Annotated in this window: 11 protein-coding genes; all 11 read right to left on the minus strand. The window is 47.9% G+C overall.

What is annotated here, in order from left to right; translation table 11 throughout:
* Positions 1-108: 108 nt before the first annotated feature.
* The 11 genes from ABIC22_RS28815 to ABIC22_RS28865 all read right to left on the minus strand — a co-directional run bounded on the left by ABIC22_RS28815 (position 109) and on the right by ABIC22_RS28865 (position 15445).
* Entirely contained in the window at positions 109-1173 is a 1065-nt protein-coding gene (locus tag ABIC22_RS28815) for an FUSC family protein (RefSeq protein WP_127536356.1), read from the minus strand.
* Between the two features lie 362 nt (positions 1174-1535).
* Entirely contained in the window at positions 1536-2249 is a 714-nt protein-coding gene (locus tag ABIC22_RS28820) for an HD domain-containing protein (protein WP_354485522.1), read from the minus strand.
* 2 nt (positions 2250-2251) lie between these two features.
* The gene (locus tag ABIC22_RS28825; protein ID WP_354485524.1) at positions 2252-3691 is read right to left on the minus strand and encodes an NAD-dependent malic enzyme; all 1440 of its coding nucleotides are present in this window, start codon (positions 3689-3691) and stop codon (positions 2252-2254) included.
* Positions 3692-3867: 176 nt separating this feature from the next.
* The gene (locus tag ABIC22_RS28830) at positions 3868-5940 is read right to left on the minus strand and encodes a beta-galactosidase (protein WP_354485526.1); all 2073 of its coding nucleotides are present in this window, start codon (positions 5938-5940) and stop codon (positions 3868-3870) included.
* Between the two features lie 36 nt (positions 5941-5976).
* Positions 5977-7089, minus strand: coding sequence for a glycoside hydrolase family 53 protein (locus ABIC22_RS28835; protein WP_246058082.1), 1113 nt, complete (start codon positions 7087-7089; stop codon positions 5977-5979).
* A 38-nt stretch (positions 7090-7127) separates the two neighbouring features.
* Positions 7128-8006 (minus strand): carbohydrate ABC transporter permease, encoded by an 879-nt coding sequence (locus ABIC22_RS28840; RefSeq protein ID WP_062321957.1) that lies wholly within the window; start codon positions 8004-8006, stop codon positions 7128-7130.
* 29 nt (positions 8007-8035) lie between these two features.
* Entirely contained in the window at positions 8036-8926 is an 891-nt protein-coding gene (locus ABIC22_RS28845; protein WP_354485529.1) for an ABC transporter permease, read from the minus strand.
* Positions 8927-9173: 247 nt separating this feature from the next.
* The gene (locus ABIC22_RS28850) at positions 9174-10856 is read right to left on the minus strand and encodes an extracellular solute-binding protein (protein ID WP_354485531.1); all 1683 of its coding nucleotides are present in this window, start codon (positions 10854-10856) and stop codon (positions 9174-9176) included.
* Between the two features lie 128 nt (positions 10857-10984).
* On the minus strand, positions 10985-12607 hold the full coding sequence (locus ABIC22_RS28855) for a response regulator (protein ID WP_354485533.1): 1623 nt from the start codon (positions 12605-12607) through the stop codon (positions 10985-10987).
* A gap of 66 nt (positions 12608-12673) precedes the next feature.
* Positions 12674-14440, minus strand: a complete 1767-nt coding sequence (locus tag ABIC22_RS28860; protein WP_354485535.1) for a sensor histidine kinase — start codon at positions 14438-14440, stop codon at positions 12674-12676.
* Positions 14441-14746: 306 nt separating this feature from the next.
* Complete coding sequence (locus tag ABIC22_RS28865) at positions 14747-15445, minus strand: hypothetical protein (protein WP_354485537.1); 699 nt, start codon at positions 15443-15445, stop codon at positions 14747-14749.
* Between the last annotated feature and the right edge of the window lie 91 nt (positions 15446-15536).

Genomic DNA, 15536 nt, shown 5'->3' on the forward strand with positions numbered 1-15536 from the left:
ATGACTTTCATCCATGGGTTATGTATACAAAACAACCCGGACACAGTTGTCCGGGCTACACGTTGTATTTCTATTGTATCTGATGGGGAAGCCTGAGTGCAATTGCTGTTAAGGCCACTTCAGCCAGTTCAGGATTTTATCCTGTGACTCGTTTTCTTCCGTGGAGCTATGCACATGTTCGGCAAGCCTGTTGAGTCGTTCCAGCTGATAGCCGTAATCGTATATTGCTGCAGCAACGATAGATAGTCTCAGCATGCCTTCCTGATCCATATCAAACTGGGATATGGCTTGTTCCATGAACCGATCATTATCCAATATGAACTGCGCTGCCTCTTCCCCGTTCGGCTTCAACTTATCTTCAAATTTGAGCAAGGCATGCTCGTGGAATTTAATGACCAATTCGAGATGTGTATCAAAAAACTGATCCATTTCCGGCGTCCGCTGTGCCTGGAAATAATGCCGCTCCACGGAATCCAGCACGTCATACCCTTTTTGCAGGCTCAGCAGCATTTGTTTATATACAACCATCTGCCGGGTCTCGCTGAATTTGGAACGCTTCATTTTCTTCTGTTCTTCCTCAAACAAATTGTACTTATCCGAGAGCGATTTGATGGAACCACCCAGACTGCCCTTCTCATCCCTGAAAACGACTTCCTTGATCTCATCCGAGATGGACGTGCGTAACAGCAGAGACATGCTGTTGAACACATTCTGGATCTGCTTCACAAACTGCACCTTGGGCTTAGGCGGAAATACCGTGATATTAATGAGAAACGCAGATACAATACCAACAAGCGTCAGCAGGAACCGGTTCAATGCAAAATGCCAGTCACCTGAAGCTTCCATAATGGAAACGACGGTAACCAGAGTCAGCCCTACGGTCTCACCCATATTCAATTTAAGACAAATCATAATAACAAGCACAATGATCAATCCCACTGCGATTGGCTCATTGGACAATACCATACCGCCCAAGAGGGCAACAATGGCTCCAAGCGTAGTTGTCTGCAATTGATCCAGGAAATACTTCCAGGAACGATAGATTGATGGCTGCATCGCGAAGATGGCAGCTATGGCAGCCGGTACCGGTGACTGCGGATTCAAGAACATGCTCAGGTACAGAGCAAGCGTTACCGCAATTCCTGTCTTAAGCACGCGTGCTCCAAACGACACGGTAACCCCTCCTTACCTGTACTCTCATTTTGAACTAAACCATTAATAATCATTATTACCCCGTATTTCTTTTTTTGTTGAATTATTTTGATCCAATACTCCACTTTTTCATCCATTAACGATAACAGCAGCTCCTTTTAATGTCCCGTAGCCATGTAACTTCAACATAATTTTTATCAGAACGACTTATTTTACCACGGACGCTATGTGGTTACCATGTGATTCCTCATAATGTTTATTTCACAAGATTAGATAACCTGTTTTCTTGCAAAAAAAGCAAACCTTTGGAATGTGGTATTTACCACCACCAAAGGTTTGCTAGTATATTGGTTTGGTTATCGTTCCACCAAGTACAAGGGTGCTTAACGATCTGTCCCTTCCCATTCCCGCTTGAACTGCTCCACGAACTCCACCATAAACGCATGGCGCTGCTCGGCCAGTTCCTTGCCATAGGATGTATTCATGAGATCCTTCAGTTTAAACAGCTTCTCGTAAAAGTGATTAATTGTCGTGCTCCGTCCATTTCGATATTCCTCCCGGGTCATCTGCTCCCGCGGCGGAAGGGCTGGATCATACATTTCACGGCCTCGCGCTCCTGCAAAAGCAAAAGTGCGCGCGATACCTATGGCCCCCATCGCATCCAGTCGGTCTGCATCCTGCACGACTTGAGCTTCCAGCGAAGAGACAGCCGGACGCTGCCCTCCTGCGAAGGAGATCGTGCTGATGATGTTAACAACAGTTTCCAGGGTGTCCGGTTCAAGCTGCTGATCATCCAGCCATCGATTCAGCTTCTCCATCCCGGCTTCCAGGCTTTCGTTCAGTTTCTCATCCGGCACATCATGCAGCAGTGCAGCCAGCTCACAGACAAAAGGGTCTGCTCCCATTCGATGGGCAAGCTCAACAGCAAGCGCCGTAACTCGTTCAATATGCGGCCAATCATGACCGTCCGTATGCTTCCCGGCATCCCCCTGGACAAAGGCTCGGGCGGCTCCAAGGATGGCCTCTCCGGCAGATGTACCATCTACATGCTCAGGATGTCCGGATATATTCATTGTCAGACTGGAATTGTCGTCCACGATTACTCTTCCCCGCCTTCTCGGACCTGTTCACGCGGCACACGCCGGGCAACACCAGTTCTCACTGCCGCTTCAACTACACGCTTACGGATCGACTTGACCACCTTATCATTGAATACGCTTGGAATAATATAATAACGCGTACGTTCCTCATCCGAGATGGCAGAAGCAATGGCCTTCGCGGCTGCGAGTTTCATTTCTTCATTAATCTCCGTCGCACGGCAGTCCAGAACTGCTCTGAACATCCCCGGGAAACAAAGCACGTTATTAATCTGATTCGGATAATCTGAACGGCCTGTAGCCATGACGGCCACGATATCCTCCGCTACAGCTGGCATAATCTCCGGTACCGGGTTTGCCATCGCAAATACGATAGGGTCCTCAGCCATGGATTGCACATCTTCACGGGTTAACAGATTGCCACGGGATAATCCGATAAACACGTCTGCTCCTCGAATAACATCCTGCAATGAACCCGACTCCAGCTCCGGATTGGTTCGCGAAGCATAATCACTCCATACCTCATTTTCATAGGTTTGTGTCCGTACAATCGCTCCCTCACGGTCAACACCGATTAACCGGCTTGCTCCAGCGGACAGGAGAATATTGCTGCAAGCCACCCCTGCGGCGCCAATACCACAGACGACGATTTTCACATCGTTGATGGATTTGCCGACAAGTTTGAGCGCATTAATCAGACCGGCATATAACACAACTGCGGTACCATGCTGGTCATCATGAAACACGGGAATGTCCAGTTCCTCATTCAGTCTTCGTTCAATTTCAAAGCATCGCGGAGATGAGATATCCTCCAGATTAATACCGCCAAAAGCAGGTGAAATCGCTTTCACCGTGCGAATGATCTCCTCGGTATCCTGTGTATCCAGGCAGATCGGGAATGCATCCACACCTGCAAACTGCTTAAACAGCATAGCCTTTCCTTCCATGACCGGCATCGCTGCACGAGGTCCAATGTTCCCTAGTCCGAGCACGGCACTGCCATCGGATACAACGGCAACCGTGTTCCGCTTGATGGTCAGCGAAAATGCCTTGCCCGGTTCATCGGCAATCGCCGAACATACACGAGCAACATCCGGTGTATAAACACGTGACAAGTCTTCCCGGTTATGAATCGGCGTTTTGGGAGTGACTTCGATTTTGCCGCCAAGGTGCAGCAGAAACGTGCGGTCAGACACGTTAATAATGGACACACCTTTGAGCTGGCGTACCGCTTCTATGATTTTGCTGTTATCCTGCGCATCCGTTACCGCAACTGTCAAGTCGCGCACACTCACATCCTGATTGGTCGAAATCACGTCGATGGCAATGATGTCTCCCCCAGCTTCCGAGATGGCCGAGGCCACTTCGCCAAACTTGATATCTTTCGTTGTCATTTCCAGCCGAATAATAATGCTGTTGCCGTCCAGATTTCTCTGATTCATTCCAATTCCTCCCAGACTGAAAGTCTTGAGTTGCACGTTACCTGTTTCTCTTCGCTGTACATGCACTCTTTTCCTTTATCTTGTCCAGAAAAAGTGACAACTGCTACATGACTTTATACAAAAAAAGACCGCCCTTACGTCTGATCTGACGTGTAGGACAGCCTTTCTCAGTTATCTTATTTTCGTGCAGCCGGTCTTCTCAAGACACGAATGTCATACGGCTGCAGATCCAAATGGGCATGAACTTCATCGCCACGAAGCAGATCCGTATAAGATTGCTTGTCCAGCTCCAGCTGCTTGGTTTCCGGCGTATAGTTCTGTACAAAAACATAGTCGGATGTACCATCAGTTCGCAGATGCGCAGTGACTCCTGCTGGAAGTTTGGTATCGAGTGCACGTTCAATTCCCAGATCTGCAATGAGCTTGCCATAGAAATCATCATAGAACGGTGCAGTGAAACGCGTTGCGATATAATACGCTTTACCGGACCCCAATCGGTTAACGGTCAATGCAGGTCGTCCGGCATAAAAGTCTGAACGATAGGTTGCCAGCGTCTCCGCCCCTTCCAGATGGATGAGATCACATAATTCAATTGCATCGTATTCAGCCTGCAGACCGAGCTCGTTTCCGCTCACAGGAATCGCCCCATTCTGATCCCGGTCATGCAACCCGTCGATCTCTTCGGACCAGATCCCAAGCGTTTTGCGAAGCCGACCGGGGAAACCTCCCAGGAAGCATAGGTCATTCTCATTGACGATCCCTGACCAATAGGTTCCGACGAATGTACCTCCATTTTCCACAAATCGCTCAATCCGTTCACCTACACCTTCCCGAACAAGGTAGAGCATCGGTGCGATCAGCAATTTGTACTTCGAGAGATCGGCTTCCATATCGATCACGTCCACAGGTACTCCTTTTTTCCAAAATGCATCATAATGCCACTCTACCGTCTGCTCATACTTCACCCCAATATTACGCGGTCCCTGGGAATCCTTCACTGCCCAGCGGTTCTCCCAATCGAAAATGATGGCCACTTCTGCCGGTACGGACGTGCCTACAACCGCTTCCATTCCTTCGAGAGCCGTGCCTACGTCCGTCACATCCTTGAACACACGTGTGTGTTCATGTCCAACATGATCCACGACAGCACCATGCAGTTTCTCGCTGGAGCCTCTGCTCTTTCTCCATTGGAAGTACTGCACACTATCCGAACCATGCGCTACGGCTTGAAGAGAAGACAGCAGATGCATGCCTGGACGTTTCAGCTTGCTGGTCTCCTGCCAGTTCGTAGAACTTGGCGTACTCTCCATCAGCAGGAAGGGCTGCCCGCCTTTGATCGAACGAACGATGTCATGCATCATTGCTATTCTGGAGGCCTGTTTATCTTCCTCGTCCGCATCATGCCATGTCGGGTAGCTGTCCCAAGACAGGAAGTCCAGAATATCGGCAAACTTCCAGTAGTTCAATCCTTCATAAAATTCCATCAGATTGGTTGTTACAGGCAGATCCGGATTACTTGCTTTGAGCGGCTTGGTTTCATGCACGATGAAGTCTGCTGTCTGATCCGTAACGAATCTCCGCCAGTCCAGATTCATTGCATGCACCTGTGTCTCACCATGCGGCGAAGGCGATTCCACCTGACTCCAGTCTGTAACCGTATGGCTCCAGAACGTAGTCCACCAGGAATGATTCAATTCATCCAGCGTGCCATATTTATTTTTCACCCAGCCGCGAAAAGCCTCCTGACAATAATCACAATGGCAATCGCCGCCAAATTCATTGGAAATATGCCAGCCGATCACCGCAGGATGCTGCGAATAACGTTCGGCGAGTTTGGTATTGATAGCCGTTACCTTTTCCCGGTATACAGGAGATGTATAGCAATGGTTATGACGGAAACCGTGCAGGTTGCGAACCCGATTGGCTCCTACACGTAATACTTCCGGGTATTTGGCGGACATCCAGGCAGGTCTTGCACCGCTCGGCGTCGCGAGAAAGGCGTAGATTCCATTCGCTGCAAACGTATCCAACACACAATCCAGCCATTCAAAGGTGTATACACCTTCCTCTGGTTCAAGGGATACCCATGAGAAGATGCCAATGGACATCACGTTGCACTTGGCAAGCTTCATCAGGCGGATATCTTCTTCCAGCACCTCAGGATATTTGAGCCATTGCTCCGGGTTATAATCTGCACCATGCAGCATGTGCGGCACCTTCGTACTTACAGGTGGATATTTATAAGTCATATTTCGAGTCTCCTTATCCTTATGTTGAATAGCTCTCTATCTGATCAATGCCGAGCCCTTCGGCGTATCCTTTTCCGATTTCTCCGAAGTTACATCAGCCTTCAAAGCTGTAAACGATTCCAATTTGCGGCCTTTAAAATCAAACATCGTCAAATTGCCCCAGTTGTTCGGATGTCCAACAGACCATTCCGGCTTACTCGGGATCCATGCAGGCTCCCAATAGTAAAAACCTTGACCCAATCCTCCCGGAACCTCACGAATAATCTGTAGTAAGTCCTGCAGGTAGCGCGCTTGCCCTTCCACACTTGCCGGATAACCTGGCAGCAGCAGATCTTCCTGATTCAGTATCCACTCGTGATCTTCGGGTTGTTCCAGTGTCCAGGGATAAGCGGTCTCAACCACGTTAATGGGCTTGCCGTATCTGGCGGCCAGGTCATGCAAATTGTCACGCAGCGCGTCCAACGTTCCATGCCACCAGGGATAGTACGAGAGTCCAATCGTATCGAACTCCACGCCAAGTGCTTCGAAACGGTCGTAAAACTTCCGACTTTCCACGTTATCCCCGCCACGATCAATATGGATCATGATGTTGATATTGGAATCAACGGATTTAACAGCAGCAATACCGTACTTCACCAGGCCTGCAAAACGTTCCCACTGTTCGTCGGTGTCATGCTCTTCACCGCTCACCCGTCCTTCATCCCACAGCATGCCTGGGGTAATTTCATTCCCGACCTGTACCATGTCAGGCAGCGCGTCATGTTCTTTTAACGTGCGAAGCACATCTGCTGTATAGGTGCACACCGCCCGCTGAAGCTCCTCATAAGACAGATTCTCCCACGCTTTGGGCTTCCACTGGTTGGCCGGGTCGGCCCAGCGATCCGAGTAATGGAAGTCCAGCAGAAATTGCAGCCCTTGTTCTTTGATCCGTTTGGCAATCGTTACGGTTCGCTCCAGATTGCAGAATCCTCCGACTGGATCGTTCCAGATCCGCAGCCGAATCGCATTGGCACCGTTCAGCTTCAGGATGGACAGCAGGTCCTGTTCCTTGCCATCCGTGTCGCTGTAGCTCCCTCCATGCTGTTCAATTTCATCCATAAAAGACACATCCATCCCAAGAATGAATGGCTTATTCTCCAAGTTGCTCACTTGTTCAACCTCCATTGGATTAGATTTAGCAACCAGGCTCAGCCTTTAACTGAACCCAGTGTCATGCCTTTAACAAAGAAACGCTGCAGGAACGGGTACACAATCAGAATTGGGGCGCTTCCGATAAAGATTTGTGCAGCTCTTACCGTGGTTTGAGAAATGGTCTCCATCTCTTTCGGGTTCATGGCCATCGTACTCATATCACGTTTGATAATGACGGTCTGCATGAAAGTAGCCAGCGGATAATCCTTAGCATTGTTCATATAGAGCAATCCGTCAAACCATGAGTTCCAGTGGAACACCATACTGAACAGTGCAATGGTTGCGATCGATGGCATGGAAATCGGCAGGAAAATACTGAACAACGTTCTGAAGTGATTCGCTCCATCCATCAGCGCCGCTTCCTCAAGCTCTTTCGGAATACCCCGGAAGAAGTTTAGCATCAGAATAACGAGGAATGTATTAACAGCTCCCGGCAGCACCAGCACCCAGAAGGAATCCATTAGGCCGATTTTCTGAATGACCATATAGAAGGGAACCAGTCCCCCATTGAAAATCATACTAAAAACGAAAATCCATGAATAGACGGTTCTTCCTTTAAATTCATTATTTTCTTTCGACAACGGGTACGCCGCCAAAAAGGTAATCAGCAACGTAATTCCCGTACCAATAACGGTCCGCAGCAAGGAAATCCAGAGAGAGTTTAGGAAAATCGGATTATTCATCGTTTTTTTGTATGCTTCAAGTGAAAATCCTACCGGCCAGAGGCTGACGAGGTTGGCGTCTGCGGCAGCCTTGTTACTGAAGGATACAGCCAGGACATGAATCATCGGTACAATACACATAATGGCAACCAAAATGAGAAAACAAATATTAATGACGTTGAACACGCGATAAGGCGTTGATTTATGATACATCGTGGTCCCTTCTTTCTCCGTTCATTCGATTAGAATATACGATATCCAGCGTATTTTTTGGCTAGGCTGTATGATACAAGGATCAAGATCATGCTGATGACCGATTTAAACAATCCAATTGCGGTCGCGAAGCCCATCTCTCCATTTTCCAGCGCCGAGCGATATACGAATGTATCAATAATGTCGCCCGTTTGATATACGAGCGGGTTGTACAGGTTGAAAATCTGATCGAACCCGGCGTTAAGCACGTTGCCCAGTGCCAGTGTTCCAACCACCATCAGCATCGGTAAAAGAGACGGGATGGTAATATGCAGCGTCTGCTTCCAGCGACCCGCTCCGTCAATCTCTGCTGCTTCATACAGCGCCGGGTTAATGCCGGCAAGGGCAGCCAGGAAGACAATCATGTTATAGCCGAATTCCTTCCACACATCCGTTAGAATGATCGTTGGTCGGAACCAGCTGTTATCGCCAAGGAAGAAATATGGCCCAAGTCCGAATGTCCCGAGTACCCGGTTCACCAGTCCTCCGGTGGATAACAGATCAATCAGAATTCCGCCCAGGATGACCCAAGACAAGAAGTGAGGCAGATACACCAAGGTTTGAATCGTTCGCTGGATCGCCATCTTGCGAACCTCATTGAGCAGAATCGCGAACACAAACGGGACAAACAAGTTAAAAATGAGTTTTAGCACAGCAATGATCAATGTATTCCAAATGACTTGCAGGCTGTCCTCACGTTCAAATAAATATCTAAAATTATCAAGCCCGACCCACTCCGAGCCGCTGATGCCGAGCCATGGTTTGTAGTTCTGAAATGCCATAACAATTCCGCCCATAGGCACATAACTGAATATAATCAGAAAGATGATGGCTGGCAGCAGCATTACGTGAAATGGCCAAGTTCGTTTCAAAGTTCTCATGATTGCTCCCCCTGTAATTCTTCCTACTCAAGGCTTCCTGAGTGGCTTATACTGCGATTATATCAACCGTTTGCATAGGTCAAACAGCACATAAAAGCAATATAAATGGCACAAAAGCAACCACTTTGGACTAGCTGCATTTACAGCCATTCCTCCCTCTTGGGCTAGCACCCCTATCAAGCAAATCAAGCTCTCCTAACGACAAAAAAGCGCGCAGACCTGGCTGGTCTGCACGCTCCTTGTATTCTTATTTTTTCACACTGTCATACCACTCGTTGACCTCTTGTGTGATTTGGTCACCGCCACCCGATTTCCACGTTTGTACAAATGTATCGAACGCATCTACAGGATTTTTGCCATAAATAATTTCGTTGAATGCTTGATTCTCGATTTTGTTCAAATAGTCGAGCTTGGATTTCATCGTCGCTGTTGTAGGACCTGTAAACATGTTTTTGTACGAGATCTCTTCCTGACTGAGCAATACTTTTGCAGCAGCAGGGGTTTCTGGCCCATAGTTGACCGCCACGTCCTTCTCAAGCTTCGTCTCAGGCTCTTTGCCATCAGCCAGGTTCAGCAGTGCTTTCATCTGGGCATCCGGAATACGGGCACCATCACGCACAAGCAGATAACGGACAACGTTCACATATCCGCCCTCAATTTGATCAATCGGCAATTGTTTGCCGTCTGCATCCAATTGATAGTCATACTTTTCAAACAGACCGTTATCATACGGGCTTCCTGGTGCAGGATCCGCATAGTTGTCGAACAGGTAGTTCTCATAAGTAAAGAACGCTTCAGGATGCTCCATGTCTTTCTTGATCAGGATAACACCATTAACAAACTGTGTACCGTGACGCATGGCTTTACCTTCAGGTCCTACTGGAATTTCGATCGGCTTCCAAACGGCACTTGGCACATTTTTCACCGTATCCAGCAGCGGCCATCCGCTCATCCAGTAAGGGCCTGGAATAATGCCGGCCGTACCCGCCACGGCAGGCTCTGCCGTTTTGTTCTCATCCCACAAAGCTGCTTCCTGCGGAATGTAACCTTTTTTGAGCCACTCGCTCAATTTGGTCAAACCTTGCTTCATGCCAGGGTTGATGGAGCCATACTCCAGCTTGCCATCTGCACCCAGATTCCATTGGAATGGCAGCGTACCGTATGCACCGAAGATCCAGGATGGATCACCCATCCAGGTGTTCATGGATGTTTTGAAACCGATACTCAGTGGAGTGACCTTGTCTGGAGCCAATCCATCCGGGTTATTATTTTTGAACGCTTCCATTACGGCTTCCAGTTCGTCAATCGTTTTTGGCGCTTTCATGTTCAGCTTGTCCAGCCAGTCCTGACGGATCCAGAGCAGGTAGTCATTGTTGTAGGCATAGTCGAGTACTGGTATACCCATTCTTTTGCCATCACGGGTGTACTGGTTCCATACGTTCGGATCCTGCTCCATTGCTTTCTTCCAATTATCCGATGCGTATTTATCGAAAAGTGGACCGACTTCCTGATACATGCCGGAATCAATCAAATCCTGAGCCAGCAGGTTATCTCCTACCGTTACCACGTCAGGCATCTCTTGACCGGAAGACATGGCCAGACGAAGTTTTGTCGCGAATGCGTTGTTCGTATCTGTCACAGACCACAAGGATTTGATTTCAATTCCAAATTTGTCTTTGGCCCATTTGGTTGCCACGTTATTTTCCATCGATTCGCCATTTTTGAATTTCAGCTCAGGGTCAATTCCCCATGCTGTTGTAATCGTTACTGCCGGATCATATTTTTCTTTGTATTCGTTTTCAACGGCTGGCGTGCTGGAACCCGCACTCTCACCGCCACTGCCTCCACCGCATGCAGCAAGAATGACAGCCAAACACGTTGTCGTAGCCAGGAGCGGCAGCCATCTCTTTTTTGTAGATTTCGCTCTCATTGTTGTTCCCCCTCAATCAATCGTTTTGGTTACCCTTTCATTATAGGCCTGCCAGGCCTTTCAGCCTATGTCACGAAAACAAGATTTCTGCACCTTTGACAACCTATATATTGGAATGGAGGATGAAATTATGCCTGGTCACGGAATTCATTCGGCGTCATGCCGTAATGCTTTTTGAACATTTTGCTGAAATATTGCGGATTTTGATATCCAAGTTCACTCGTAATTTCGTAAATCTTCTTGTTGCTGTACTTCAGCAGATACAGCGCACGTTCCATGCGCATGCGAATCATGTAGTCCCCAAGTCCTTCTCCCGTTTCGGCTTTGTAAATCTTCGACAGATACACGGGATGCAGGTATACCTTGTCGGCAATCATCTTCACGGACAGATCCTGTCCGGTATCTCTGGTAACCATCTCCTGAACCTGCTTGATGACATGCCTGCGGCTCTGGGTTCCCGCCTGATCGGATAACTCTTCCTGAAGCTTCGCAAGCATTTCCGTAGCCCAGCGTCGCAACCGTTCGGGAGATTGGATCAACTGATGTGCCAGCAGCAGGTCAAAACCTGCATGATCGATCTCGTGCACCAGGTGACCCTGCTTGTGGGCGATATACATGAACGCATTGGTCACAGACAAATACATCTCATACACGTGTTCTCTGGACAAACACACCCGATCTGCCGCGTCAAATACAGCATTAAGCTTGCTTGCTGCGGCTTCCCACTGCTTCGTTTCGAGTAACTGGGGCAAAACGGGAGGTTTATAGAGTTCTTCCAGCGCGTGCGCTGCATCGTTTTCCATCCGCAGGGATCTATCCTTGTCCATGAAAATAATCTTGTTCTCTTCCGGTCCGGAAAGGACCAGCGATCCCAGACTTCTGCGGTAAGCTGCAGTCATTTCTTTAAACGGAAACGGCGGTGTAACCACCATGGACAGATCTCCCTGCAGGTAACGAATGACATGCTCCCGGAAAGTATTCACCGGTCCGGTCAATGTCTCCTCGCTCCTGGATGCTTCCTCCACCGGTCCCTGATGCTGTAAAAACATGACCAGACATTCATGCGGCCCTCGTCCAAACCAGACTCTGAATTGGTCTCCGAGAACTTCCTCTGCGATGTTGCCTACCGCAAAGTCCATCAGGTCGAGTGATTGCTGATCCATGGAAGAAAATCGGCCTGTAAGACGAATAAGGAGCATAACCACCGGTTCTTCGGGTTCAAGTCCAATCTCATATTGCTGCAGCTGTTCGCGAAGGGCACGCGTTGTAATTTCACGGCCAAGCAGCAGATCATGCATCAGATTCTCACGCAAAATTTTATAATCCGATTTCCGGCTGTACAGGAGCCTATGATATTTATCAAACTCATCCCACTCCCCGCGGAGAGACGTAATCGCAGCAGAGACCGAAGCCATAAATTCTTCATCATTCACGGGTTTCAGAATATAATCGGATGCCTGCAGCTGAATTGCCTTTTTGGCATAATCAAAATCACTATGCCCTGTCAGCAGAATACAGCGGATATGAGACCATCTGCTGCTCACCTCTTCAATCAGGTCCAATCCGCTCATACCGGGCATACGAATATCGGTAACGACGATATCGACCGCATTTTCCTCCATGATCTCCAGCGCTTCCTTGCCGGACGCTGCACGAAGCACCGTCGTTACTCCGAGCTCTCCCCACGGAATGGTCATTTCCAGACTCTCCGTTACATACGTTTCGTCATCCACCAGCAGTATATCAATCAACGTTCGTCACTCCCTGTCTGCTACATTTGCAATATATATTTACTCTCAAAAAGCAATCAATGGTCGTCAATCACTCTGCATCGGCACTTCTTCCTCGTCTGTTTCATCTTCTGCTGGCCATGACAAGGCTACACAGAGACCCCCCAGTGGGGATTCGGTTATGTGAATGCCTGCCTGTTCTCCATACCGCAGCTGCAATCGTTGATTCACATTCCACAGACCACAACCCATATCCTGATCCATCGTGCCCGTGAGCTTGTCCAGCAGCTTATCCCGCTCCTCACTGGTCATGCCCTGTCCGTCATCTTCGACCTTTAGAATCATGACACCATTCTGTTTTTCTCCGGATACCCTGATCTCTCCAGCATCTGCATCGGCTTCAATGCCGTGAATGACCGCATTTTCAACCAAAGGCTGCACGATAAGAGGTGGAACCTCCTGTCTCATCATGCTGTCTGGCAGATCAATGCGGTAACGAATCCGATCCATGCGCATCTGCTGGATTTCGAGGTAACAGTTCACAAATTCGATTTCCTCGTTCAGCGGCACAACGTCACGTTCCTGTCTGGTTGTATAGCGATAGTATCTGGATAGATTGTGTGACATGGCTACCACGGCATCCACACGTTTCAATTTCGCCATACTCGTGATAAAAGAGAAGCAGTTATAGAAGAAGTGCGGGTTAATCTGGGATTGCAATTGCTTCAATCGGGCTTCACGTACGTGAATCTGTTCCAGATACACATGCTCAAACAGCTGTTGAATCTGTTCCACCATGGAGTTGAATCGCTCGGACAAAAAGCTGAATTCATTCCGGCCCTTGGGCTTAATTCGTACCGAATAATCTTCCTGCTTCAATCGCTGGAATCCGCGAATAAGCTGCTTCACAGGTACCTGTACCTGAACGTACAACAGATAAGCGGCCAGGAAACTCATGCCGAGCAAACATATCATTGAAGAATAAAAAAGCACATTCGATTGATGAATGGGTTTCAATATATCGGATAACGGCATATAATCCACCAGATACCAGCCTGTCGTGCTGGATTTGACCGTATTCACCATGTAAGGTTCGTTGTCGATCACTACAGTACGATTGTCCACATCCTGAAGGGTATGAATCGCCAGCTGGTCCATCAGCCGATTGGTCAGCTCACGATCCGAGGTTCGGTTATAGATGACACCGGATTCCTCTCGATAATAGAAGGGATCATGTCTTCCATCATCCTTGAACTTGTCCAGCATATCCCGAATGTTATCGCTGTCAAATTCCAGCTTGATAATGGTCTCTGCATTCACCGCGGGGTCCTTAATCCCATAGGGAGAAGCGGTAATCCAGCTGAACATGAATTTCTCATCTTTCCCGTCCACAATCTTGCGGACATCCCAACCCGAAACCATACTTTCCCTGAGTGCCTGCTTGTCATAAAAACGGGCATCCCGTTCGGAGACAACCCTGCCCATGGAAGGGGAATATAAATATAATTTCGTTGTCCAGTTCGACGAACTTTCCTGAATACTCAGCTTGTTCTGGATCCGCTTGACCAGATTGATTGCATCGAGGTCAAAATACCGACTATCGGTATAAATCCGGCGGAAGCTCGCAATATCCGGATCATGGATGAGAAGATTAGGCCAGGACGATAACAGTTCAATGTGCGTATTCACCTGATTTTGAAAAAACTCAAGCTGGTTGCTATTGGAACGATTCAATTCATCCCTGAGTACGGCCGTCGTTTTGTGATTTGAGTACCAGTAAAGCAATACAACGGGGATCAGCATAATCAGGATCAAGATCACCATTTTGGAAAACAGATTGGTCCGGTATGACATTATTCATCTCACCTTGTCTAAATTTGTCGTGACATTAATTGTAATGATGTAAGCGGTAAAAACAATCACTTTTTTTATCCACGCAGTTCTCCGCCCTTGCCCATTCACCAGACTCAATCAAACCGGCTCATTTATAGCGTAAGCGTTACCATATTGAGGATAAAGGTCACAAAACCAATATTTCTGCACTAAATGCAACTTCCACAACACAAAAAAGCCAGCCTATTGGCCAGCTCTTCGCGGATAACATCGCTATTGCATGCTTCTTGAAATTGGTTTCTATATGTATGTGTTCCTTGCTGAAACTTATGGTATGGCATAATCGAATACAATGTTCTGACCTTCTACCTCTACATCCAGCACAATATCCCTAAGCTTTCCCCTTACTTGAAGCGGTGACTGTGCAGAACCTGAAAATGCAAGTTTGCCGGTGAACGTGCCATGAGGCATGATTTCGAGATGAACCGGCTGGAGTTCAACGGACTTCAGAGCTTCGTATAAAGGATCATCCTGCTGTCTGTAACTTCTCGCCAAGTCGGGCAAAAGCACAGCTGCGACGGGCTGCCTGCTATAATTTTTAAGTGTGAGATCACAGCTTACTCTTGTATTTCCATCCAGAGCCACTTCGTACATGCAGGAGCTATCATTCTGAAGATATGATACACCATGGATACCAGTGGAACCCCATTTGGCGACATACATCACCTTATCTGTGATGTAGGAATAACTTAAAATAATGACCACGACGATCAGCCAGAGCTGTCTTGCCAGCCGAGGATACGAAGACTTTACTTCCTTGCGGGTTAGATAAAAACTGCATCCTAATAAACCTAGTCCTATAAATAGCGTAATATGTACACCGCTCATGTACGCCGTGGTATAGGGGGATAACCCTATTTTGGATAACATCCGATCTCCCACCGAGTAACCCAGGTGGTGATTAAACGTAAAAATGATCGCAAAAAGCAGCAAAATCGCAGAGAACGCTAATTTCGTCCTCGACACAGGAACACCCCCTATTTAGCCACCTGATTATATCATAATTTTCCTAATTATGGTGTACAATCCATATCAAAAAAAATAAATCAAGGCGTCT

Origin of the sequence: Paenibacillus sp. PvP094 (genome assembly GCF_040546835.1) — a bacterium.
In the GTDB taxonomy this organism is placed as follows: Bacteria; Bacillota; Bacilli; order Paenibacillales; family Paenibacillaceae; genus Paenibacillus; species Paenibacillus illinoisensis.